The organism is Micromonospora sp. CNZ309 (assembly GCF_002846525.1).
This window is the reverse complement of the sequence record NZ_PJNG01000001.1, coordinates 2468734-2492849: the sequence shown is the minus strand read 5'-3', so window position 1 is coordinate 2492849 and position 24116 is coordinate 2468734. Positions and strand designations below refer to the sequence as shown.

The following is a 24116-nucleotide window of genomic DNA, read 5'->3' as shown; positions in this document are numbered from 1 at the left end:
CAGCGTTCCGCCCACCGCGACTGGCCAGGATCCTCGTCGGCGGTTCCGGCGTGATGAGTCTGGCCAACGGCGTGACGATTCCCTTCCTCGCCATCTACCTCCGCAACGAACTCGGCCTGTCCGTCTCGACGGTCGGCCTGGTCATCGGCTCCTCCGTCCTCTTCGGCATCTCCGGCGGGTTCCTCGGCGGCGCGCTCTCCGACATCGTGGGCCGCCGCCGGGTCCTGCTCTCCTGCCTGCTGGTGGTGATCGGCAGCTTCGTCGGGTTCTTCTTCGCGCGCGACGCCGTGACGGCCTTCGCCTTCAACGCGTCCATGGCGTTCGCCACCAGCGCCTTCAGCCCGGTCGCGAAGGTGCTCATCAGCGACCTGCTCCCCGTCCCGCTGCGGGTGAAGTGGTTCTCCTACCAGTACCTCGCGATCAACGCCGGCTACGCCGTCGGTCCGCTGATCGGCGTGGCCCTCGGGTTCACCGGCGCCCGGATCTCCTTCCCCGCCGCCGCCGCCGTGTACCTGGTCTATTTCGCCGTCCTCTGGGCGGCCACGCGGCAACTGCCACGACCGTCCCTCGAAGACAGAGGGCTGGCGACGCTCGGCCGCAGCACGGGCGCCATCGTCCGCGGACTGGGCGAATCGGCCCGGGCGGTGATGTCGGACCGCCGCCTGCTTCTCCTGCTCATCGGCGCGATCCTGTTGGAGACGGTGCACAGCAGGATCTCGGTGCTGCTCGCCCAGAACTTCGTCACCGACTTCGCCGACAGCGCCCGGGTGCTCGCCGCGGTCATGACCACCAACGCGGTGGCGGTGATCGTCCTCCAACTCTTCGCCGCCGGCTACGTGCAGCGCTACAACCCGCTGAACGCCATCACCCTCGGCGGGATCCTCACCTTCGTCGGGATGGCCGGCTTCGCGATCTCCGAGCAGATGTGGCACTACATCGTGGCGATGGTGGTGTTCACCGTCGCCGAGACCCTGATCGTGCCGTCGGAGTTCGCGCTCGTCGACCGCATCGCGCCCGAGGACCGGCGCGGGGCCTACTTCGGCGCACAGACCTTCGCCCAGGTCGGCGGGTTCACCGGACCGTTCCTCGGCAGCCTCGTCCTCGCGTCCTTCGGCGGGCCGGTCATGTTCCTCGCCATCGGCTCCCTGGCGTTGGTGAGCGTCGCGCTCTACCTGCTGGTCGGCCGGCGCATTCCCGACCTGAGCCGCCATGACACCCTCCCGGAGGCGGAGACCGAGAAGGCGTCATGAGAGCCGCGGCGGGCATCCTGCGCCTGGCCGCCTGGCCGAGCAGTCGTGCGCTCCGGCGCACCCGGGTGCTCTCCGTGGCGGCCCTGCACGGGACCGTCGACATCGACCGTGACGAACGCGGCATCCCGTGGATCCGCGCGGGCGACGAGCGCGATCTCTACGTGGGCGTCGGGGTCGCGATGGCGTACGACCGGCTGTGGCAGATGGACGTCCTGCGCCGGCGGGCGACCGGACGACTGGCGGAGGTGTTCGGCGCTCGCGCCGCCGGTTCGGACGTCCTCGCCCGTACCCTCGCCTTCGAGCGGACCGCCCGCCAGAGCGAGGCGCTGCTCTCACCGCCTGCCCGCGCCAACCTCGCGGCCTTCGCCCACGGGGTCGACACCGCCGTGCGCCGGATGCGCCAGCGCGGGCAGCTCCCGCCCGAATTCCACCTCACGAGGTACCGGCCGGGCCCGTGGTCGGTCGGCGACTCGCTGGCCATCGTCAAGCAGCTCGGTTTCCATCTGGGCCGCAACCTGCAACAGGAGGTCTTCCGCAGCCGGCTGCTGGCGGCGCGACCGGAGTTCGTCCGCAGCTTCCTGGCGCCGAAGTACCCGCCAGGCGGCAGCGTCACCATCGACGCCGACGCCCCGGCGGGGCCGGCGGCACGGCGCGGCGACACCGCGCTGCTGTCCGCGGCCGGCGCCGCCCACCTCGGCGACCTCTTCGCGGGCCGGCAGGGCAGTGGCTCGAACGCCTGGGCGGTGTCGGCGGCCAGGTCCGCCACCGGCTTCGCCGCGCTGGCCAACGACCCGCACATCCTGTTCACCCAGCCGAGCCTCTGGTACCAGCTGGGACTGGACCTCGACGGCGAGCGCGCGTACGGGGTGACGGTGCCGGGCGTGCCCGGACTGGTGATCGGCGCCAACCCGGATCTCGGGTGGGGGGTGACCAACTCCACCATCGACACCCAGGACCTGGCCGTGGGGGAGCGGGCGGTCCCGCCGGGGGAGCCACGGTGGACACAGCCCAGCGTCGTCCGGGTGCGGGGCGGGACCGAGGTCTCCGTGGTCGCGGCGGGCGGGGCCGGATACGTCGACCTGCCGGGCCCACGCGGTGCGGAAGCGGACCCGGTGGCCCTCTACTGGAGTGGCCTGCACCCGTCCACGGAGGCCGAGAGCTGCCAGCGCATGTGGCGGGCGCACGACTACCCCGCGTTCCGCGAGACCCTGCGGGGCTTCGGGGTGCCCGTGCTCAATCTCGTCGTCGCGACCCGCGACGGTACGGTCGCGCTGCGGACCGTCGGGATCGTGCCCCGCCGTGACCGCCGGGAGGGCCTCGCCCCGGCCGGCGCGGCCGAGGTGGCCGCTCGCTGGACCACCACGCTCGGATTCGACGAGCTACCGGAGGTCGTCGATCCGCCAGCGGGCTACGTGGTCAGCGCCAACCACCAGATCCTGCCCGACGGGGTCGGCCCGCACCTGGGCAGCGACTGGGGCGGACCGTACCGGGCCGACCGGATCGGGGAGCTGTTGACGGCGACGCCGACGGCCCACCCGGACGACTTCGGCGCGTGGCAGATGGACCTGCGCAACGGCCGGGCACAGCGCATCCTGCCCACCCTGCTGAAGGCGCTCGACGAGAATCCACCGGAGTCGCCGCTGGCCGTGTTCGGCCATCAGTCGTTGGCCGCCTGGGACGGCAGGGACGACGCCGAACAGGCCGCACCACTGGTCTTCGGGGCGCTGGCCCGGGTGCTGACTGAACGCTGGATCACCAGCCGGCTCGGCGCGGCCGTCGCCGACGCCATGACCGATGCCACCCTTCAGGTGGACCACCTGGTGCTGGACGGCGACGCCCGCCGGCGGCTCGGCGAGACGGAGGACCTGCCGGTCGTCGTCGCGGACGCCCTCACCGAGGCGGCGCGTCGAATCGCCGACAGACTCGGCGACGACCCCACCGGCTGGCGCTACGGCAGATTGAACCGGATCGCGGACCAGCACCCCCTGGCCGCGGTGTCGGACACGCTGCGCTCGCTGTATGGATCACCCCCGACTCCGGTGGGCGGCGGCGGGCAGAGCGTCTGTCTCATGTATCCCGACCGCGACGGCCAGGTGGTCGAGGGCGCGCCGTGGCGCTTCGTCGTCGAGTTCGGCCCCGCCGGCAGCACCCGCATCCGCGACGTGCTCCGCCACGGCAGCTCGGGCCATCCCCTCTCACCGCACTACGGGGACCAGACGCCGGCGCACGCCGAGGGGCGGCTGTACGAGGTACGCCTCGACAGCCCGCCGGAGGTGCGGAGACGCCTGACCCTGACGCCCGGACGGCGGGCGGCGCACACCGTCACCCGTTCCCGAGGGGAGGCGACGGGAGGCGACTCGAACGGGTCATCGCCAGCGAGATGAACACGGGCAGCACCGGAGCAAGCAGCACGTAGAGCCATCCCGTCGACCCCAACACCAATCCCTGGTACGCCGCCAGGGCCGCCGCTGAGGCGACGTAGAGCACGGCGTGCGCCGGCGCCCACCACTGCCCTCTCGCGACCAGTGCGGTCAGGAACCCCAGGACCAGCGGGGCCACGAACTGGCCCAGCACGCGTGTGTCCGAGCCGGATGCCAGGCCGACGCCAGCCATGAACGCGAACAGCAGCGAGACCGCCGTGTAGCCGAGGAAGGCGATGCAGGCGACCGACAGGGCGGTGAGCAGCTGCCGTGCCCGAGGTGCCAGCGGGTGCGTACGCGCCCGTAGGCTCCGGTGCACCAGCACGCTGAACGCCATGGTCTGAAGCAGCATCTCCGGCAGCCCGACGGCGTGGAACCACAGCGGCAGCCGGGTGTAGAGAAGCCCCTCGAACGAGCTCGGGGCGGCTGCGGGGGTACCGAGGATCCCGATCGTCACGAACACGGCCCAGAGCCACAGCCATCCCCACCGGGAGGCGGCCAGGACGCCGCGGAAAGGCAGCAGCACCGCGCCGAAAAGGACCCCTCGGAGCACCTGGAGCGTCGTGGACGCCACGATGTCCACGGACCCGTAGGGCAGGTAGTAGTCGCCGATCACCGGTCGCCCGAGGATCTCGGCGTAGTCCAGGGCGCGGGATGCGATCAAGCCGACGAGGAGGTAGGTGGCCACCTGGCTGAGAGCGGCCGAGGCCACGAAGCGGAGCGACCCGGGGATCCTGATCGCGACACGAGTGGATGCGGCCATGGTTGCCTCCCGTCCGCCGTGTCGGGACCGGGCGCCGGCGGTGGCGGGACCGATCGATGGGGTGCGGCGGCCATCTCAGGCTACCGGTCGACGCGACCCGGGCGGCGGCGGGTGCGGTCGTACGCTGGGCGATCGTGCTCTTCGCCGACCGGCTCGCGGTCCAGCGAGCCAGGCTGCGGTATGACGCACTTCACAATGTTTTCATTTGGCTGGCTCGTTCGGGCTGCGTGGGGGAGCGCTTGTGGGCCCACTGTCAGCGGGAGGGCACCGAGGGTAGCCGCGGGGTGGACCGCCGCACGGGCCCGAGGCGCGCGGCAATGCCCTGGTGGCTGCGGTTGTCCCTCTGGGGCAGTTAGCTGAACGGTGCGAGAGGGTCACGCTGTGTCGCGACGATGTGAGTGGTCATCCGGGCGGCACCTCCTCCAGGTTCCGCCTTCGAATTAATACATGTAACTGGTTGATCAAGCCGAGACGGTGTGTAAGTGTTCCTCCTGGTAGGCGACGGGGGGAGCCGGGTGTCCGATCCATGCCTGGAAGTTTCCGACTATGTGCTCGAGGAACTTGCGCACATAGTCGGCGGAAGCGCCACCGGAACGATCTCCGCGAGTGTCGCGGGTGACGTCAACGCCGTCTTCGGGATCGAGTTGACCGAGCGTGAGATCGCCACCGCGGACTCCCTGGTTGCCCTCGGCGCTCTCGTGCAGACGGCGCTCACCAGACGTTTCGCCGCCGGGAAGGCCGACGGCGAGCCCCGGCCCGATCCCTCGGCCGACGAGGATTTGCCGCTGTCCGGCGCCCAGCGGCGCATCTGGTTCATGCAGCAGTTCTCCCCGTCCTCAACCGTCTACAACGTGCCGACCAGGTTGGAACTGACGGGCCCACTCGTCGTCGAGGCCCTGCACGCGGCGCTCACCGACCTCCTCGCCCGGCACGAGATCCTGCGGACCTACTACCCGGCGCGCTCGGGTGTGCCGTCCGTCGCGGTCCGGCCGGCGGGGCCTGCTGACGTATCGCGGGTCGACGCGTCCACGGAAGCCGAGGTGGACCGCCTGGCCGAGGAACAGGCGCGGATCCCGTTCCGGCTGGAGCGGGACCTGTCCGTCCGGTTCGTGCTGGTCCGCCGCGCGCCCGACCGACACATCCTGATCGGCACGTTCCAGCACATCGCCGTGGACGGCCTGACGCTCGATCTGCTCGGCCGGGAACTGGGCGCCCTGTACAGCCGGCACGCCGGCTCGGGAGCGGCGCCGACCCCGCCGCCCGCGCGGCAGTACGCGGAGTTCGCTCGCGCCGATGCGGCGGCGGCCACGTCCGAGGCCCGGCGGAGGGCAGTCGCCGAGCGGGCCGCGCAGCTGAGCGGGCTGCCGTTCCCACTGGTGCTGCCCACCGACTTCCCGCGGCCCCGGTTTCCCCGGTTCCAGGGCGACGCGGTGGCCGTGGCGCTCGACGAGAGCCTGACAGCGGGAGTGCGCAGCCTGGCCCGGCAGCAGCGGGTGACGCCGTTCGCGGTGCTGCTCGCGGCCCTCGCGGTCGTGCTGCGCCGGGCCGCCGGACGTCCGGATGTCGTCGTCGGGACGCCCGCCGCCGGGCGTCTGCTTCCAAAGTGGCACGACGTCGCGGGCTGTTTCATCAACATGGTGCCGGTGGCGGTCACGGTGCCGGACGGCAGTACCGGCGCCGGGGTGATCGCCGGCGCGGCGGAGGCGGCGTGGCGTGCGCTGGAGCGGCAGGACGTGCCCTTCGAGGACCTGATGCGCACGATCACCCGCCGCAACGTGCAGCCGCTCACCGTCATGCTGTCGTACCAGGTCAGCGGTCCGCCGGTCCGCTTCGCCGGGCTGGCCGACACCACGCTCACGGTGAGCCGGCCGGCGGGGACGGCCAAGTACGACCTGAGCCTGTACGCCGTCGCCACCGGCCCCGCGTTGCGGCTCGAGCTGGAGTACGACACCGACCTGTACGCCGCGGAGACGGCGACCGCGATCCTGGGTGCCTTCCGCGCCCAACTGAAGGCGTTCGTGGCGGACCCGGCGGCGGTCGTGGACCTCCACGGGCCGAGTGGCTTCGACAAACCCGAATGTGTGGAGTTCTGATGACGCGACTGGAGCCGGGCCTACGGGCCTGCGTCCATGAGCTGTTCTCCCGGCAGGTGCACGCTCGGCCGGACGCCGTCGCGGTCACCCGGGACGGCCGCGACATGACCTACCGCGACCTGGACCGGCGGGCCAACGGCCTGGCCCACCGGCTGCGCCGGCTCGGCGTCGGGCCGGATGTGCCGGTCGCCGTCTGTGTCGAACGGTCGGCCGAGGCGGTCGTCGCGCTGCTCGGCGTGCTCAAGGCGGGCGGGGCGTACGTGCCGCTCGATCCGGAGCACCCGGACGACCGGCTGGCCTTCGTCTGCGACGACTCGGGCGCGACCCTGCTGGTCACCGACCAGCGGGAACGGACGTTCGGGAGCGCGCGATCGATCCTGCTCGACAGCTCCGACGAGGAGATCTCCGGCGAGGACGTGCAGCCGCCGCCGGTGGAGGTCCGGCCGGAGCACCTGGCGTACATCATCTACACCAGTGGGTCGACCGGCACGCCGAAGGGCGTCATGGTCGAACACGGCAACCTGGTGGCGCTGTTGGGTAGCACCAGCGCCCGGTTCGACTTCCGGCCGGACGACGTGTGGACCCTCTTCGCGTCGCTCGCCTTCGACGTCTCGGTGTGGGAGATGTGGGGCGCGCTGCTGCACGGTGCCCGGCTGGTCGTCGTGCCGAACGAGGTGCGGCGGTCGCCGGCGGCCTTCCACGCCCTGCTGGCCCGTGAGGGCGTCACCGTGGTCAACCTGACACCCGCCGCGTTCCGCCAGCTGTCCCGCTACGACGAGGAAGCCGCCCCGGCGCCGGTCCGCACCCTGCGCTGGCTGGTCTTCGCCGGCGAGTCGCTCACCCCGGGCATGGTCGGCGCCTGGATGCGGCGGCACGGTGACGAACAGCCCGCCCTGGTCAACATGTACGGCATCACCGAGACCACAGTGCACAGCACGTGGCGGCGGATCACCCTGGCGGACCTCGCCGAGCCGGAGGCCAGCCTGATCGGCCGGCCGTTGGAGAACTGGACGGCCGTCGTCCTCGGCCCGCAGGGGGAGAGTGTCGCGCCGGGTGAGCCGGGCGAGCTCTACGTCGGCGGTGTCGGGGTGGCACGCGGCTACGTCGGGCGTCCCGACCTCACCACGGCCAGGTTCGTGGACGGCCCGGACGGCGCGCAGCTCTACCGCTCGGGTGACGGCTGTCTGCTGCGGCCGGACGGGGAACTGCAATATCTGGGCCGGCTCGACCACCAGGTGAAGCTGCGGGGCTACCGGATCGAACTGGGCGAGATCGAGGCCGGGCTGCGCGGGCATCCCGCGGTGCACGAGGCCGTGGTGATCCTCGATCCGGACGGGGCGGCCGAACCCCGGCTGGTCGCCTACCTGGTTCCCGCCGGCGCTGAGGCACCCGCGCCGCCGGACCTGCGGGCCCACCTGAGCCGCACGCTTCCGGAGTACATGCTGCCGGCGCTGTACATGGTGCTGGACCGTCTGCCGCTGACCCCTAACGGAAAGGTCGACGTCGCCGCCCTGCCCGCCGCGAGCGCGGAACGTCCGGAACTGTCCACACCGCTGGTCGCCCCGTCGTCACCGGCGCAGCAGCGGCTCGCCGAGATCTTCGCCGAGGTTCTCGGCCTGGACCGGGTGGGCCTGGACGACGACTTCTTCGAGTTGGGAGGGCATTCGATGCTTGCCGTACAGGTGGCCGCCTTGGCCCAGGAACGCTGGGAGATGCCTGTCTCGCTGCGGACGATCTTCGACGCGCCGACGGTGCGGTTGCTGGCCGCGGAGGCGGACGCCGCGCCGGTGCTGGAGGCGCGGGCATGATCCCGGACAACGCCGTCGCCGTCATCGGCATGAGCGGCCGCTTCCCCGGGGCGCCGGACGTCGAGGCGTTCTGGCGACTGATCGTCGACGGCGGTGTCGCCGCGACCCGGTTCACCCGCGACGAGCTGCTCGCCGCGGGCGTGCCCGCGCACGAGATCGACGCCGACGGACACGTTCCGGTGGGCTATCCGCTGGACGGGTGGGCCGAGTTCGACGCCTCGTTCTTCGGCTACTCGCCTGCCGAGGCGGCGATGATGGACCCGCAGCACCGGCTCGCGTTGCAGACCTGTTGGCAGGCGTTGGAGCGGGCCGGGTATCCGCCGCGCGGCACGCGGGAGCCGATCGGGGTGTTCCTGAGCGCCTCGTCCAGCGCCTACCTGGAGCAGCGGATGCCGCCGCGGGACGCCGGCGAGCGGGGCTCGGACGAGCTGCAACGGGTGATCGGCACCGACCCGGGGATGCTGGCGCTGCGGGTGTCGTACAAGCTGAACCTCACCGGTCCCAGCCTGACCGTCCAGACGGCCTGTTCCTCGTCCCTGGTGGCCGTGCACCTCGCGGTGCAGAGCCTGCTCACCCGCGAGTGCGACACCGCTCTCGCCGGCGGTGCGGCGATCCGGTCGCTCGACCCGCGCGGCTACCGCTACGAGGAGGGTTCGATCCTGTCCCCGGACGGGCTGTGCCGTCCGTTCGACGCCGAGGCCGGCGGCACCGTCTCCGGTGACGGCGTCGGCGTCGTGGTGCTCAAGCGGCTCGAGGACGCGCTCGCCGCCGGCGACCACATCGATGCGCTGATCATCGGCTCGGCCGTGAACAACGACGGCAGCACGAAGATCGGATTCACCGCGCCTTCGAGCGCGGGCCAGGCCGCGGCGATCGACGAGGCGCTGGCCGTCGCCGCCGTGACCCCGGCCGACGTGCAGTACGTCGAGGCGCACGGCACCGGGACGCCGCTCGGCGATCCGATCGAGGTGCGTGGGCTGACCGAGGTGTTCGCCCGTACCCCGCGTGCCGAGGCGTGCCTGCTCGGCAGCGTCAAGTCGAACATCGGCCACCTGGACGCCGCGGCCGGCGTCGCCGGCCTGATCAAGACGGTGCTGGCGATGCGGTACGGCATCGTCCCGGGCACGGCCCACTTCCGGGACGCCAGTTCGCAGCTCAAGCTCGACCCGGCGCTGTTCCGCGTCAGCGGCGAGAGTTCGGCGTGGCCGTCCCCGCCGGGCGGGGCGCCCCGCCGGGCCGGGGTCAGCGCCTTCGGCGTCGGCGGCACGAACGCCCACGTGGTGCTCCAGGCGGCGCCCGCGCGCGCGGAAGCCGCCGACGACGGTGCCGGGAGGCGGGTGCTGCCGTTGTCCGGGCGCACCGCCGAGGGTCTGCTCACCACCGCCGGCAAGGTGGCGGCCGTGCTCGCCGGCCCGCATCCGGCCTCGCTCGCCGACGTGGCCTACGCGCTCCAGCAGCGGCGCCGCCCGCTGACGGCCCGCACCTCCGTGGTGGCCCGTGACGTCGGCGAGGCGATCAGCGCCCTGAACGCGCTCACCCCGCAGGACGTGGACACCGTCGGCACCGACGACGACCAGCCGCCCGGCGTGGTCCTGATGTTCCCCGGCCAGGGCAGCCAGTACGCCGGGATGGGCGCCGAGCTCTACCGCGACGAGCCGGCGTTCCGGCGGGCGATGGACGAGTGCGCCGAGGCCTTCCGGCCGCATCTGCGCTTCGATGTGCGCGAGGTCGCCTTCGGCGACGACGACGAACTGCTCGGGCAGACCGAGTACACCCAGCCGGCGGTCTTCAGCGTGGGGTACGCGACGGGCCGGCTGCTGCTCGATGCCGGCATCGAACCCGCCGCGATGATCGGGCACAGTCTCGGCGAGTACGTCGCGGCCTGCCTGGCCGGGGTGTTCAGCCTGCCGGACGCGGCCCGGATCGTCGCCGCCCGTGGTGCCCTGGTCCAACGGGCCGCCCCCGGCCGGATGATCTCGGTGGCGCTCGGTCCGGAGGAACTCGCCACGGTGGTCCGGGACCACGGCACCATCGCCGCCGTGAACGGCGCCGAGCTGTGCGTACTGGCCGGCACCGACGACGAGATCGCCGCCGCCGAGCGGCTGCTCGCCGAACGGGACGTGCCGGTCCGCCCACTGGCGACGTCCCACGCTTTCCACACCGCGCTGATGGACCCGATCCTGGCCGAGTTCGCCGCGGTCGTCGCCGACGTCACCCGCCACGCGCCGCGACGTCCGTTCGCCTCCAACGTGACCGGTCGCCTGATCACCGCCGGGCAGGCCACCTCCCCGGACTACTGGGCCGCGCATCTGCGTCAGCCGGTCCGGTTCGCGGACGGCCTGTCCGGGCTGCTCGGCACCGGCGACGACCGGCGCGTACTGGTGGAGGCCGGCCCCGGATCGGCGCTGACCGCGATGGCCCGGCTGACCGGAACGACCGCGGCCCTGGTGCCGTTGCTCGCGCGACGCGACCGGCCGTCGTCGCCGCTCGCCGCGGTGTGGCGGGCCGGCGTGGAGATCGACTGGGCTGCCGGGGGGTGCGCGGGCCGGGTGGTCCCGCTGCCCGGCCTGGAGTTCGACCGCCAGGAACACGCGCTGCCGCGCCGTGATCCCGCCGCCGGACGGGCGGACGAGCCGGCCGAGCCGCTGCGTTGGACGTACGCGCCGGTGTGGCATCGCGGCGGCCGGGTGGCCGCCGACCCGGCGGGGACGCCGGAGACCTGGCTGGTGATCGAGGACGAGGTCGGGCTCGCACACCGGATCGGTGTGCTGTTGCGGGCGGCCGGGCACGAGGTCGAGTCCGTCGCGGCGTCCGCCCTGACGGATTCGCGGGAGGCACAGCGGCTGGTGCAGGGGCTGGCCGCCGACGGTCGGCTGCCGAGCCGGGTGCTGTACGCCGGGGCGATCCTCGGCGCCGACGCGGGCGATGCGATCGGCTCCTTCGACCTCGTGCAGGGTCGCGGTCTGCTCGGCCTCGTCGGGCTGGCACAGGCGCTCAACGACCGGGGCCACCTGGACGGGCTCGGCGTCGTCGTGCTGACCGACCGGTTGCAGGAGGTCGCCGGGTCCGTTCCGGTCCGCCCCGAGCGGGCCACCGTCCACGGGGCGGTGACGGTGTTGCCGCAGGAGTTCACCGGCCTGCGCTGCCGCGGCGTCGACGTGGAACTGCCGCCGCCCGGTGCGGAGGCCCGGTGGGCCGACCTGGCCACCACGCTGACCGGCGAACTGCTGGCCGCGGAGCCCGACGACCTGTTCGTCGCCTACCGTGACGGCGTCCGCTGGCGCCGGGCGTTCGCTCCCGTCGAGCTGGCCGGCGGCGTGACGGTGTGGCGTCCGGACGGCGGCTATCTGCTGCTCGGCGCCGACACCGAGACCGGGCTGATGGTGGCCGAGGAGCTGATCGTCCGCGGGGCGCGCGTCGTCGGCGTGACCGGGCCGGCCGCGTCCCCGCAGGACCGCCGGGCTCGGCTCGCCGACCTGCAGGAGCGGGCGGGGGGACAGCTGACGCTGCTCACCGCCGATCTGCTGGACGCGGTGCAGGTCACCGCCGTGATCCAGGAGGCGCTGGTCCGGCTGGACCGGCTGGACGGCGTGTTCCACCTGCTCGACCACCGGGCCTCCGGCATGGTCGCGATGAAGTCGGCGACCGACATCATGGCCACCCTGAACGCCCGGGTGCGCACCACGTTGCTGCTGGGCGCGGCCCTGGACCAGATGACCGGCGACGGCTTCGACGGCTTCCTGCTGCTCGGCTCCTCCATCACCGGCGTGGTCGGCGGGTTCGGGCAGCTCGAGAACTGCGCCGTGGCTGCCTTCCTGGAGGCCTACGCCCACACGCACGACGTGCCGGGGCGTACCGTCACCGCCCTGCACTGGGGGCAGTGGAGCTGGGACGACTGGTTCGAACAGCAGATGGCGGACCTGCCGGAGATCCGCGCCGACTACGAGCGGCAGCGCCGCCGGTACGGCATTCCGGTCGCCGAAGGGCTGGAGCGCACCGAGGCCGTGGTGGCCGAGGGGCTGCCGTCGGTGCTCGTCTCCACCCGCGATCTGCGGGACGTGCTCACCGAGCAACTGCAACTGACCGCCGCCGGGTTCGCCTCGGCGGTCGTGGCACCCGGCGACGCGGCCGATCCGGGCTGGGACCCCGCCCGGCTGTGGCCGGACGACGAGGTGGCTCAGCAGGTCGCAACCGTCTGGCGGGAGGTGCTCGGCGTCACTCTCGACGAGCCGGACACCGACTTCTACACCGTCGGCGGCAACTCGCTCTTCGCCATCCAGGTGGTCGCCCGGCTCCGGCAGATCTTCGGCCCGCTGCCGATGAGCGTGATCTTCGAGGCGCCGTCCGTGGCGGGTCTGGCCGCCGCCATCCGTGCCCAGCAGACCCGAGCGCTGGCCGACGAGGAGATAGCGAGCATGCTCGACGAGGTCGAAGCCATGTCACCCGAGGAACTCGAAGCGCTGCTGGCGAGCGACCATGGCTGAGGCCATGGCGTCTCGCGACGAACTCCAGCGGCGACTCGCCACCCTGACCCCGCAGCAGCGTGCGGCGTTCGAGCGTCGCCGCCGTGAGCGGGCGGCCGCCACCGGACCGGTCCCGGCCGTCCCACAGGCGGGCGGCCCGGCAGCCCCCCGCCGCCGGCGACGTCCGGGCAGCACCATGGACTTCAGCGTCTTCTTCTTCTCCGGGAACGGGTCCAGCGTCGAGGAGAACCGCTACGACCTGTTGCTGGAGTGCGCCCGGATAGCCGACCGGGAGGGATTCGCCGGCATCTGGGTGCCGGAGCGGCACTTCGTCGACTTCGGCGGTCTCTACCCGAACCCGTCGGTGATCGCGGCGGCGCTCGCCGTGGCCACCGAGCGGATCCAGATCCGTGCGGGCAGCGTCGCGCTGCCGCTGCACCACCCGGCCCGGATCGCCGAGGAATGGTCGGTGGTGGACAACCTCTCCCACGGCCGGGTGGCGATCTCGGCGGCCTCCGGATGGCATCCGGACGACTTCGTCCTCGCCCCCGGCGATGGCGCCCAGGTCTACCAGGACCGCAAGAACGTGATGTTCAGCCAGTTGGAGACGGTGCAGCGACTGTGGGCCGGTGAGACCGTCGAGATGCCCGGCATCACCGGCACACCGACCGCCGTGCGCACCCTGCCGCGCCCGATCCAGCCGCGGCTACCGGTGTGGGTCTCCTCGCAGGGCAGCATCGACACGTTCGTGCAAGCCGGCCGGGTCGGCGCGAATCTGCTCACCGGACTGGTCGCGCAGCAGCCGGAGCAGGTCAAGGCGAAGATCGCCGCCTACCGGCAGGCACGCGCCGACGCCGGACACGACCCGGACGCCGGCGTGGTCACCGCGATGGTGCACACCTTCCTCGGCTCGGATCTCGACGAGGTACGCGAGATCGTCCGCCGCCCGCTGATCGACTACCTCGGCACGTTCCTGCGCCAGCAGGACAGCACCGGCAGCGGGTACGCGCTGCTGTCCGGGGCCGAGCGTGAGGTGATGCTGTCGGCCACCTTCGACCGGTACTTCGACCATCTGGCACTGCTCGGGACGCCGGACACCGGCGAGAGCTTCGTCGAGGACCTGATCGACCTGGACATCGACGAGGTGGCCTGCCTCGTGGACTTCGGTGTGGCGCCCGACCTGGTGATCGAGGGACTGACCCACCTGACCGAGTTGAAGAACCGCTACCAGGGGACCCGGGGTGCCGCATGACCGACCTCGCACAACGGCTGGCGCAGCTGACTCCGGCACAACGGGCGGTGCTCGACCGCCGGCTGCGGGAGAAGGGTGCGCGGGCGCCCGAGGTGCCGCCGGTCACCCGCCGTAGGGACATCGGCGGCCACGCGCTCACCGTCGACCAGGAGCGGATCTGGCTGATCCACCAGTTCGACCCGGACGACCCGGCGTACAACATCTTCTTCGCCGCGCGTCTCACCGGGCGGCTGGATCTCGACGCGGTACGCCGGGCGGTCGGCGACTTCGTCGCCCGGCACGAGCCGCTGCGGACCACGTTCGTGGCGGTGGACGAGCGGCCCCGGGCGGTCGTGCACGCGCAGGTTCCGGTCGATGTGGTCGTGACCGACCTGCGGCACGTGCCGCGGGACGAGCGGGAGGCGGTGGCGCAGCGGCTCGCACTCGACGAGATCCGTACGCCGTTCGACCTGACAGTGTGCCCGCTGATGCGGATCCGCCTGCTGCGGATCGCCGACGACGAACACCTGCTGATCGGCACCGTCGACCATCTGATCTGGGACCGGGCCTCGCTCACCGTGTTCAACGCCGAGTTCCCGGAGTTGTACAACGCGCACGCCACCGGGCGCGCGCACACGTTGCGACCGGTGGAGCTGCACTACGGCGACTACGCCGAATGGCAGCCCGGCTGGCTGAGCCGGGAGGTGGCGACCCGGCACCTGCCGTACTGGAGGGAACACCTCGCCGGGGCCGCGCCGGCGTTGGAGCTGCCCACCGACCGGCCGCGCCCGCCGGTGCAGACCTTCCACGGCGCGCGTCACCAGTTCCGCCTCACGCCGGAACTCACCACGGCGATCCGGGAGCTGGCCCGCGCGGAGAACGTGACCGTGAACGTCGTCCTGCTGGCCGCCTGGCAGCTGCTGCTGCACCGGCTGTCCGGCCAGGAGGACATCGTGGTCGGCACCACCTCGTCGACCCGGGGGCGGCCGGAGACCGAGTCGATGATCGGTTACTTCCTCACCATGCTGCCGCTGCGTGTGCGGGTGCGGCCGGAGATGAGCTTCCGGGAGCTGCTCGGCGAGGCCCGGACGGCCGTCCTGGGTGGGTTCGACCATCACGACGTGCCGTTCGGGGTGCTGCTGGACGCGCTCGACGTGCAACGCGACCCGAGCCGGAACCCGGTCTACCAGTCGACGTTCATCTACGTCGACTTCGTGCACGAGGATCGCGTGCCGCTGCACGGACTGCGCACCGAGACGGTCATGCTGGACAACCTCACCGCGAAGGACGACATCACCCTCGGCTTCTTCGACGATCGTTCACTCGGCGACGACCACTTCTACGGCCTGCTGGAGTACAACACCGACCTGTTCGACGCCGAGACGGTGGAGCGGATCGGCGAGCAGGTCGTCCAGCTGCTGGAGCAGCTCGTCGTTGACCCGGGGCGCACCGTCGCCGACTACCAGCTGATGCGCGCCGAGCAGGTGCACCAGGTGGTGGGGGAGTGGAACGCGACGGCGGTCGAGCGGGAACCCGCCGCCACGGTCGACCGGCTCGTCCGCGAACGGGCGCTGCGCACACCGGACGCGGTCGCGGTCCGGTGCGGTGCGCAACAGTGGACGTACCAGCAGCTGATCGATCGTGCGGCGGTGATCGCGCGGCGGCTGCGGCTGCTCGGGGTCGGCCCGGAGGTCGTGGTCGGCGTCGGACTGGAGCGCTCCTGCGACCTGGTGGCGGCGCTTCTCGGCGTCCTCTGGGCGGGCGGCGCGTACCTGCCGCTCGACCCGTCGCACCCGCGGGAGCGGCTGGCCGGCATCGTCGGGCGCTCCGACGCACGCGTCGTGATCACCACGGCGGAGCACAGCGACGATGTCCCGGCGCCCGAGGTGCTCCTCCTGGACGACCTGCCGCAGCGGGAGACGGAGCAGGAGCCGCCCGCGTCGGGTGACGGCCGGCGGCTGGCGTACGTGATGTACACGTCCGGGTCGACCGGCACGCCGAAGGGCGTGGAGATCACCCACGGCAACTTGATCAACGTGCTGCTCGACCTCAACGACCGGGTCGGCGTGGAACCCGGCGAGGTGCTGGCCGCGGTCACCCCGGTCACCTTCGACATCGCAGGTTTCGAACTGTTCGGGCCGCTGCTGGCCGGGGCCACCGTCACGGTGCTGCCACGGGCGGACACCCGCGAGGGCGGTCGGCTGGCGCGGGCGCTGGCCGAGTGCGGCGCCACCGTGATGCAGGCGACGCCGACGACCTGGCGGCTGCTGCTCGACGCCGGCTGGCGCAACCCGGCCGGCCTGCGGATGCTGGTCGGCGGTGAGGCGCTGCCGCCCACCCTGGCCGCCGAGATGGGCTCGCTGCCCGGTCGCGCCTGGAACGTGTACGGGCCCACCGAGACCACGATCTGGTCGACCAGCTGGCCCGTCCCGGCCGAAGGCGGGCCGGTGTCGATCGGCCGGCCGCTGGCGAACACGCAGGTCTACGTGCTGGACGCGGATCGCCGGCCGGTGCCGGTCGGCGTGCCCGGCGACCTCTACATCGGCGGGGCGGGCGTGGCCCGCGGCTACCGCGGCGCACCGGAACTGACCGCGCAGCGGTTCCTCCCCGACCCGTTCCGCACGGGCGGCATGCTCTACCGGACCGGCGACCGGGCCCGGTGGCAGCGCGACGGCACCCTGATCTTCCTGGGCCGCGACGACAACCAGGTGAAGCTGCGCGGACACCGGATCGAACTGGGCGAGATCGAGTCGGCGCTGGAGCGGCATCCCGGCGTACGACGCGCCGTGGTGATCGTTCGCGAGGACCGGGCCGGCGACGCGCGGCTGGTCGGTTACGTCGAGCCGGCCGGCGAGGAGCTCCCCACCGCGCCCGAGTTGACCTCGGACCTGCGCGGAACCCTGCCGGACTACATGATCCCCGCCGCGGTCGTCGTGCTGGACACGTTGCCGATGACGGCCAACGGCAAACTGGACCGCACGTCGCTGCCCGCGCCGACGGTCGACCGCGCCGCGGCCAGCTACGCCGCGCCACGCAATCCGTTGGAGCTGCGGATCGCCCGGATCTGGGAGGACGTGCTCGATGTCCGGCCGGTCGGCGTCCACGACCGGTTCTTCGACCTGGGCGGGCACTCGCTGCTGGTGCTGCGGCTGATGGCCGAGCTGGAGGCGGAGTTCGGGGTGACCCTGCCGATGACGGCGATCTTCCAGGGCGCGACCGTCGAGCAGTTCGCCCGCATGGTGCGGGACGGCTTCCGCCCGGAGGGCGACGTGCACGCGATCCGGCTGCGGGCAGGCGCGGACACCGAGACACCCATCTTCTTCGTGCATCCGGCGGGCAGCGAGGTGGTCTGCTACATGCCGTTCACCGAGCTCGTCGAGCCGGCCGAGCGGCCGCTGTACGCCCTGGCGTCGCCCGAGCCGGTCGACGGCCGGTTCCCGTACGAGACGTTCGAACAGCGTGCGGCCGCATTCGCCGGGTTGATCCGCGAGCTTCAGCCGTCCGGCCCGTACGAGCTGGTGGGGTGGTGTTATGGCGGCTCCAACGCCTATGCCGTGGCCGCCGAGCTGGAACGTGCCGGTGAGACCGCGTCGGTGGTGCTGATCGACGCCCACCCGCCGGCCCCGGTGGACGTCGAACCGGACCGCGCCGAGATCGTCGCGGCGATCGCCGCCAATCTGCGCTGGGACCACCAGGACGACACGGCTGTCGACGACCTGCGCGCGATGAGCGACGACGAGCACATCGACCACCTGCTGCGCATCGCTCGTGCGGCGAACTACCTGCCGGCCGACAGCGGGCGGGCGCAGATGGCGTCGGTCGTCGAGATGTGGCTGGCGAACCTCCGCCTGCTGTGGAGGTACGAACCGCCGCCGCTGCGGGGCCCGGTGACCCTGGTCCGGGCGGAGGCCGAGGAGCTCGTGCCGTTCCGCGCGTGGCAGTCGCTCGCGGCGGGGCGGTTCCGGGAGGTCGAGGCGCCCGGAAACCATTACACGGTGGTGCGGTGGCCCCACGTCAGAGTGGTGGCACAGGTCGTGAGCGATGCCCGTATCCGGGCGCTAGGGGACGAGTCGTGAGAGAACTGCTGCGGGACAGGGTCTACATTCGCTACTGGCTGGCGGTGGTCACCTCCTTCCTGGGAGACGGCATCGCCAAGGTCACCGTGATCTTCGTGGCGGCCGACCTGACAGACTCGCCGGCGCTGTTCATCGCCGCCATCGTCATCGCGCAGCTGTTGCCGTCCGGGGTCCTCGGCACGTTCATCGGCCCGCTGGTGGACCGGATGTCGCCGCGCGTGCTGCTGGTCGGCGCGGACCTCGCCCGCGTGGTGATCGTCCTGGCGATGATCTTCGCGGTGGACTCGGCATGGCTCCTCGTGGTGCTGATCTTCCTGGAGGGGCTCGGCAAGGCGGTGTTCGAGACCGCCCGGATGGCCGCCATCCCCAAGGTCGTCGGCAAGCACAGCATCCCGGTCGCCATCGCCCTGTTCCAGAGCACCGTGCAGGCGCTGAACCTGGCCGGGCCGCTGCTCGGCGGCCTCCTGATCCTGGTCGCCGGGGTCAAGCTGGCGTTCGTGGTCAACGCGGTGACCTTCGTGGTCTCCGCGCTCCTGCTGGGCAGCATCGCGGTGCTCAAGGAGGCTACCGTGACCGCGGCCGGTCCGGGCCAGTACTGGAGCTCGCTGCGGACCGGTGTCACCGGTGTGCTGAGCATCGGGTCGCTGCGCCTGGTGGCGTGGGCGATGGTCCCGGTGATGCTGGCGATCGGGCTGTTCACCACGAACGTCAACACGCAGTTGCTGGCCGGGTTCGACCTGCCCGCCTTCGAATTCGGCCTCGCCCAGGCGATGCTCGGTGGCGGCGCGATCATCGGGGCGTTCCTCGGGCCGGCCCTGGTCCGGCGGCTCTCGCTGACCGGGCTGCTGGCCGGTGCCGTCGCCCTGTTCGCCGTGTCCCTGCTGGTGTTGTGGCCGATCGACGACCGCTGGCCGGGCAGCGGCCTGGCCCTGGTCTGCGCGTGGTGCGCCCTGGTCGGCCTCGGCATGAGCCTGGTGCAGGTGCCGGTGGCGAACATCCTGCTCCGGGACCTCCCCGAGGAGCTGCGGGGACGAGGGATCGCCCTGCTCAACGCAGTAATGATCAACTTCTCGATCGTCGGCGTCCTGCTCGGCGGCGTGGTGGCCAACGCCATCGGCGCGGCCGCGTCGATCGTCCTCACCGGTGTCGTCCTGCTGCCGCCGGCCCTGGTGCTGTTGTCCAGGTCGCGCACCGAGAAGAAGAACCTCGCTCCCGCTGCCGACACCGAGGCGGGGGTCCCGCGATGAGCGCCGACGACCTCGCCACGCCAGTCGACGCGGAGCTCGGCCTGCCGGAGGCGGAGCTGGTCGCCGCCTGGGCGATCGTCCGTGCCGCCGCCCTCCGGCAGCAGGCGCTCACCGTCCCGCTCGACCTGCGCGGGCAGTCGACCGAAGTGGACGTCGACCTGGCCGCCACCCCCACCACCAGCGACCTGATCGCTCACTGCGCGTCCGCGCTGGCGGTGCGGCGGCCGGCCGGTCGAGGCCCGGCCGCCGACCCGATCACCCTCGCCGTCACCGAGGCAGGGGCGGAACTGCGGCACCGGCCCGGCGCCGTCGACCCGATGCAGGCCACGCTGCTGGCCGAGCTGGCGGGCCGGGCCGTACGGGAGCTCCACCGCGCGCCGCACAGCCCGCCGTCCGACCTGGACCTGCTCAGCGACGACGACCGGCGCCAGCCGCAACGCTGGCGGCAGGCCGCTCACCAGGTCGTCGACGGGCCGGCGCCCGAGCGCCACCGGGCCGTCAGCGAACAGGCACGCCAGGAGCCCACCCGGCTCGCCGTGATCTGCGGGGAGCAGCGGCTCACCTATGGCGAACTCGACGCCCGGTCGAACAGGCTCGCGCACCTGCTCGCTGACCGGGGCGTCGGCGCCGACGTCCGGGTCGCCCTCTGCCTGCCACCGGGCATCGACCTGGTGGTGGGCATGCTCGCCGTGCTGAAGGCGGGCGGTTGCTACCTACCGGTCGACCCGGGGTTCCCGAGCGCCCGGATCGCGTTCCTGCTGGACGACGCCGACGTCGCGGTGGTGCTGGGCGACGACGCGACGCCCGCCGCCGCCACGGCGGGCCGGCCGGTCGTCCGGCTCGGCACGCAGCAGGCGCGCGAGCAGTTGGCGGCCTGGCCCGAGACGCCGCCGGCCGACCCGTCCGACACCGGACGGCTGGGCTACATCCTCTACACCTCCGGGTCCACCGGCGAACCCAAGGGCGTTGCGGTGCCCGAGGCAGCGGTCGGCAACCTGCTGCGATCGGTCGGCCGGTACGTGACGCTTGGACCCGGCGACACCGCGCTGGCCAGCTCCGCGCCGATCTTCGACATCTCCACCATCGAGATATTCCTGCCGCTGGTCAACGGCGCGCGGGTCGTCGTCGCGACCCGGGACCAGAGTCGCAGCCCGGCCGAGATGGTCCGGCTGATCGACGCGTACGACGTGCGGTTCGTCCAGGCCACGCCGACCGCGTGGCGTCCGCTCACCGACGCCCTGACGGCCGGTGGGCGACGCGAGCGTCTCCAGGCGCTGACCGGCGGCGAGCCGCTGACGCCGGACCTCGCCGCCCGGATGACCGCGGTGGCCGGTCAGGTGATCAACGGGTACGGCCCGACGGAGACCACCATCTACTCCACGTTCGCGCGGATCACCGACCCCGCCGACGTGACGATCGGGGGGCCGGTCGACGACACCACCCTCTACGTGGTCGACGCGCGGGACCGGCTGGTTCCCGCCGGCGTCCCGGGTGAGCTGCTGATCGGCGGCCGCGGCGTGGCCCGCGGCTACCTCAACCGGCCCGAGCTCACCGGCCAGCTGTTCGTCCCGGACACGTGGGGACCGGCCACGCCCGGCGGGACGGTGTACCGGACCGGCGACCTGGTGTGGTGGGCGCCGGACGGCCGGCTGCGGCCGATCGGGCGCATCGACGCCCAGCTCAAGGTCCGCGGCCACCGGATTGAACCTCGCGAAGTGGAAGCCCGGCTCGACGCGCACCCCGACGTCACCGCGTGCGTGGTGCGGGCGCGCGAGTTCGGGCCGGACGACACCCGGCTGGTCGCGTTCGTGGTCACCAGGGACGGCCGCCCGCTGTCCCTGGCCGACCTGCGGGCCTGGTGCGCCGACACGCTACCGGAGTACCTCGTCCCGACCGTCTGCCTGACGCTTTCCGAGCTGCCACGCACCGGCACCGGCAAGCTCGACGAGCGTGCCCTGCCCGACGCCGCGCGGATACGGGCCGGGCTCACCTCCACCCCCGACCCAGAGCACGGCCGGGTGGAACCGCGTACCGCCGCGGAACGGGCGGTGGCCCGCATCTGGCGGGAGGCGCTGTGGGCGGACGAACTCGGCGTGCACGACGACTTCTTCGAGTTGGGCGGCGACTCGCTGGTGGCCACCCAGGTCACCCTCCGCCTGCAACAGGAGTTCGTGCTCGACGTGCCGATCCGCGCGATCTTCCAACACCCGACGGTGAGCGAGCTCGCCGCCGCGCTGGTTCGGGCGCGCCGCGCCGGCGGATTCGAGTTCCCGGCACGAGCCGGAGCCGGGGAGGGGCGCGATGGGTGACCGCGAGACCCTCCTCGTCGTCTATGACCGGGGCAGCCTGGCACCGACCCGGCTGGCTCAGGCCGCCGAGGCCAACGACGTCGAGCTGCTGTTCCTGGTCGGCGCCCAGACCCTGGGCGGCGGCGCGCCGGACCGGCAGGCCGAGGCGCACACCGAGCTGATGCTGCCGACGCTGCGGATGCTCGGGGAGACGATCGACGCCACCGGTACGGGCGAGGACGAACTGCTCTCCCTGATCAGCGGGCACCGACCAGCCGGCATCGTGACCTTCAGCGAGTTCCGGCTGGAGTGGACCGCCCGGCTCGCCGCCCGGCTCGGCCTGGCCCACCACCGGCCCGCCGATCTGCCTGGGATCACCCGGAAGGACGTGCAGCGGCGGCGATTCGCCGAACGGGGGGTCGACGCCGTACGGGTCGCCACGATCACCGGCACCGAACAGGTCGACGCGGCGATCGAACACGTCGGGCTGCCCGCCGTGGTCAAGCCGGTACGTGGCGCGTCCAGCCGGAACACCGTCGCCGTGCACACCGCGGCGGAGGCGCACACGTTCGTGGCCCGGGCCCTCGCCGGTGACGGACCGGGCCCCCGCGAGTCGGCTCTGATGCTGGAGGAGCTGCTCGTCGGCCGGCCGACGCCCGCGCCCTGGGGTGACTACATCGCGGTGGACTGCGCGGTCTCCGCCGGGCGGGCCGAGGCGATGTTCGTGACCAGCAAGTTCGCGCTGGCCGAGCCGTTCCGTGAGAGGGGCGGCTACGGCGGCCGGTCGTTCGTGGAGGACCCCCTGGTCGCCGAGGTGGAGGCGCTCGCGTGTCGGGCGGTGGAGGCGGTCGGCGTCACCACCGGCATCGCCGACGTCGAGATCAAGCTGACTGCGGCGGGCCCACGGGTGATCGAGGTGAACGGCCGCCTGGGGGCTTGGGTCGACGACCTCGCTGTCCGCTCCGGCTTCGCCGACCCGGCGGACGTCGCTGTCCGGGCGGCGCTGGGCCGCCCGTTCGAGGCCCGCCGGCGGCCCGCGCCGGACAGCCCGATCGCGTTCCACTACCTGCTCGTGCCGCCGGTGCACGCCCGCCGGGTGCGCAGCATCCAGAACGTCTCCGCGCTGCGCCGGGTGCCGGGCGTAGGACGGGTCACGGTGCTGACGGCTCCGGGGGAGCCGGCGGACTGGCGGCTCGGCGCGGCGGCGAACGCGGCCGCGGTGACCGGCGCCGCCGGATCCCACACCGAGCTGGCCGACACCGTCGCCGCCCTGGAGGAGGTGCCGTGGATCACCTACGACTGAGCGGTGGCGACTCCGCGTCGATCGAGCTGCCACCGTCGCGGTGGCTGCGGCCCTGCACCGCGACCGGGACCACCGGCCCCTTGCGCGCGATGCTGGTCCTGCTGCCCCACGCGGGCGGTGCCGCGCACACCTACAGCGCCTGGGGCCCGGCCCTGCCGGAGGGCGTCACCGCGCTGGCGGTCGAGTACCCGGGCCACGGCACCCGGATGAGCGAACCGCCCAGCGCCGACCTGGGCAGCGTCGTGACGGAACTCAGCGACCTTCTCGTCGCGGTGCAGGATGCGCTCGACGGGCGTCCGCTCATCCTGGGCGGGCACAGCCTCGGCGCCCTGCTCGCCCACGAGATCGCCGGTGAGCTCCAGAACCGTGGCCGGCCCGTCCCCGACCTGTTCCTCTCCGCGGCGGCGCCGCCGCACCGCCGGGCCGGGCTGCCGGACATCAGCCGATGGGACGACGACGCGCTCGCCGCAGCCCTGGGCGACATCGGCGACCTGCCGCGGGAGATCCTCGCCGACGCCGAGGCCCGCGCCCTGTACCTGCCGATGATCCGACACGATTTCGTGCTCGCGCGACGGTACGGCCCCGACGCCCGCACCGCCGCCACGGTGGTGCGGACCCGGGCCGTGATCGTCGGCGGCGCGGAGGACGGCCGGTGCCCCGCCGCCGACCTCGCCGCCTGGACCGATCTGATCGACGGCCCGGCACAGGTCACCGTGCTGCCGGGTGGCCACTTCTACTACCGCGATCAGCTCGGCGCGGTCGGCCGGCTCATCGACGGCCTGGTGACCGCGTCGCGACCCGCCACGCCACTGAAGGAGGGACCCGAATGACCACGAGACGACTGCACTTCACCCCCGCCACCGGCACGACGACCGAACTCATCCCCGGCTACCAGGGCCGGTTCGTCCACGGTGACCAGTTGACGGTGGCGATCTGGGACGTCAAGGCCGGCAGCGAGGTGCCCAGCCACAGCCACCCGCACGAGCAGATCGTGAACTGCCTGGAAGGCACGTTCGAGATGCGGGTGGGTGGCGAGGTCTACCTGATGGGCCCGGGTGACAGCGTCGTGGTGCCGGGTGGGGTCGAGCACTCGGCCGTGGCACACACCGACGCGCGCTGCCTGGACGTCTTCCATCCCGTACGCGACGACTACCGGATCTGAGAACGATGACGC

Annotated in this window: 13 protein-coding genes; 12 read left to right on the top strand and 1 reads right to left on the bottom strand. The window is 72.7% G+C overall.

Features of this window, described 5'->3' with window-relative positions; genetic code table 11:
- Nucleotides 1–53 precede the first annotated feature (53 nt).
- Together CLT72_RS09880 and CLT72_RS09875 are read left to right on the top strand one after the other, a co-directional pair.
- Nucleotides 54–1250 carry an MFS transporter gene (locus CLT72_RS09880; RefSeq protein ID WP_101411050.1) on the top strand — a complete coding sequence of 399 codons (1197 nt, stop codon included), beginning with the start codon at nucleotides 54–56 and terminating at the stop codon, nucleotides 1248–1250.
- Nucleotides 1247–3634 carry a penicillin acylase family protein gene (locus CLT72_RS09875; protein ID WP_101411048.1) on the top strand — a complete coding sequence of 796 codons (2388 nt, stop codon included), beginning with the start codon at nucleotides 1247–1249 and terminating at the stop codon, nucleotides 3632–3634. Before CLT72_RS09880 ends, CLT72_RS09875 begins: the two co-directional genes overlap by 4 nt.
- Here the strand turns inward: CLT72_RS09875 and CLT72_RS09870 are convergent.
- The gene (locus tag CLT72_RS09870) at nucleotides 3573–4433 is read right to left on the bottom strand and encodes a hypothetical protein (protein WP_101411046.1); all 861 of its coding nucleotides are present in this window, start codon (nucleotides 4431–4433) and stop codon (nucleotides 3573–3575) included. The genes CLT72_RS09875 and CLT72_RS09870 overlap by 62 nt on opposite strands.
- Before the next feature lie 482 nt (nucleotides 4434–4915).
- On the opposite strand from CLT72_RS09870, the gene CLT72_RS09860 reads away from it, so the two are divergent.
- From CLT72_RS09860 to CLT72_RS09815, 10 genes are read left to right on the top strand one after another with little or no spacing between them, the layout of a single operon-like run.
- The gene (locus CLT72_RS09860; RefSeq protein WP_144082226.1) at nucleotides 4916–6526 is read left to right on the top strand and encodes a condensation domain-containing protein; all 1611 of its coding nucleotides are present in this window, start codon (nucleotides 4916–4918) and stop codon (nucleotides 6524–6526) included.
- A complete protein-coding gene (locus CLT72_RS09855; protein WP_158242005.1) occupies nucleotides 6526–8334 on the top strand; it encodes an amino acid adenylation domain-containing protein in 1809 nt (602 codons plus the stop codon). The genes CLT72_RS09860 and CLT72_RS09855 overlap by 1 nt, the downstream gene beginning before the upstream one ends.
- A complete protein-coding gene (locus CLT72_RS09850) occupies nucleotides 8331–12818 on the top strand; it encodes a type I polyketide synthase (RefSeq protein WP_101411038.1) in 4488 nt (1495 codons plus the stop codon). Before CLT72_RS09855 ends, CLT72_RS09850 begins: the two co-directional genes overlap by 4 nt.
- Before the next feature lie 4 nt (nucleotides 12819–12822).
- Entirely contained in the window at nucleotides 12823–14049 is a 1227-nt protein-coding gene (locus CLT72_RS09845) for a MupA/Atu3671 family FMN-dependent luciferase-like monooxygenase (protein WP_199184534.1), read from the top strand.
- Entirely contained in the window at nucleotides 14046–18104 is a 4059-nt protein-coding gene (locus CLT72_RS09840) for a non-ribosomal peptide synthetase (RefSeq protein WP_101411036.1), read from the top strand. Before CLT72_RS09845 ends, CLT72_RS09840 begins: the two co-directional genes overlap by 4 nt.
- Nucleotides 18101–19351 carry an MFS transporter gene (locus CLT72_RS09835; protein ID WP_158242004.1) on the top strand — a complete coding sequence of 417 codons (1251 nt, stop codon included), beginning with the start codon at nucleotides 18101–18103 and terminating at the stop codon, nucleotides 19349–19351. The genes CLT72_RS09840 and CLT72_RS09835 overlap by 4 nt, the downstream gene beginning before the upstream one ends.
- On the top strand, nucleotides 19348–21660 hold the full coding sequence (locus CLT72_RS09830; protein ID WP_101411032.1) for a non-ribosomal peptide synthetase: 2313 nt from the start codon (nucleotides 19348–19350) through the stop codon (nucleotides 21658–21660). The genes CLT72_RS09835 and CLT72_RS09830 overlap by 4 nt, the downstream gene beginning before the upstream one ends.
- Nucleotides 21653–22942, top strand: coding sequence for an ATP-grasp domain-containing protein (locus CLT72_RS09825; RefSeq protein WP_101411030.1), 1290 nt, complete (start codon nucleotides 21653–21655; stop codon nucleotides 22940–22942). Before CLT72_RS09830 ends, CLT72_RS09825 begins: the two co-directional genes overlap by 8 nt.
- Nucleotides 22924–23772: a thioesterase II family protein gene (locus CLT72_RS09820; protein ID WP_101411028.1), complete on the top strand. Its 849-nt coding sequence runs from the start codon at nucleotides 22924–22926 to the stop codon at nucleotides 23770–23772. Before CLT72_RS09825 ends, CLT72_RS09820 begins: the two co-directional genes overlap by 19 nt.
- Nucleotides 23769–24104: a cupin domain-containing protein gene (locus CLT72_RS09815; protein ID WP_101411026.1), complete on the top strand. Its 336-nt coding sequence runs from the start codon at nucleotides 23769–23771 to the stop codon at nucleotides 24102–24104. Before CLT72_RS09820 ends, CLT72_RS09815 begins: the two co-directional genes overlap by 4 nt.
- Nucleotides 24105–24116: the final 12 nt, after the last annotated feature.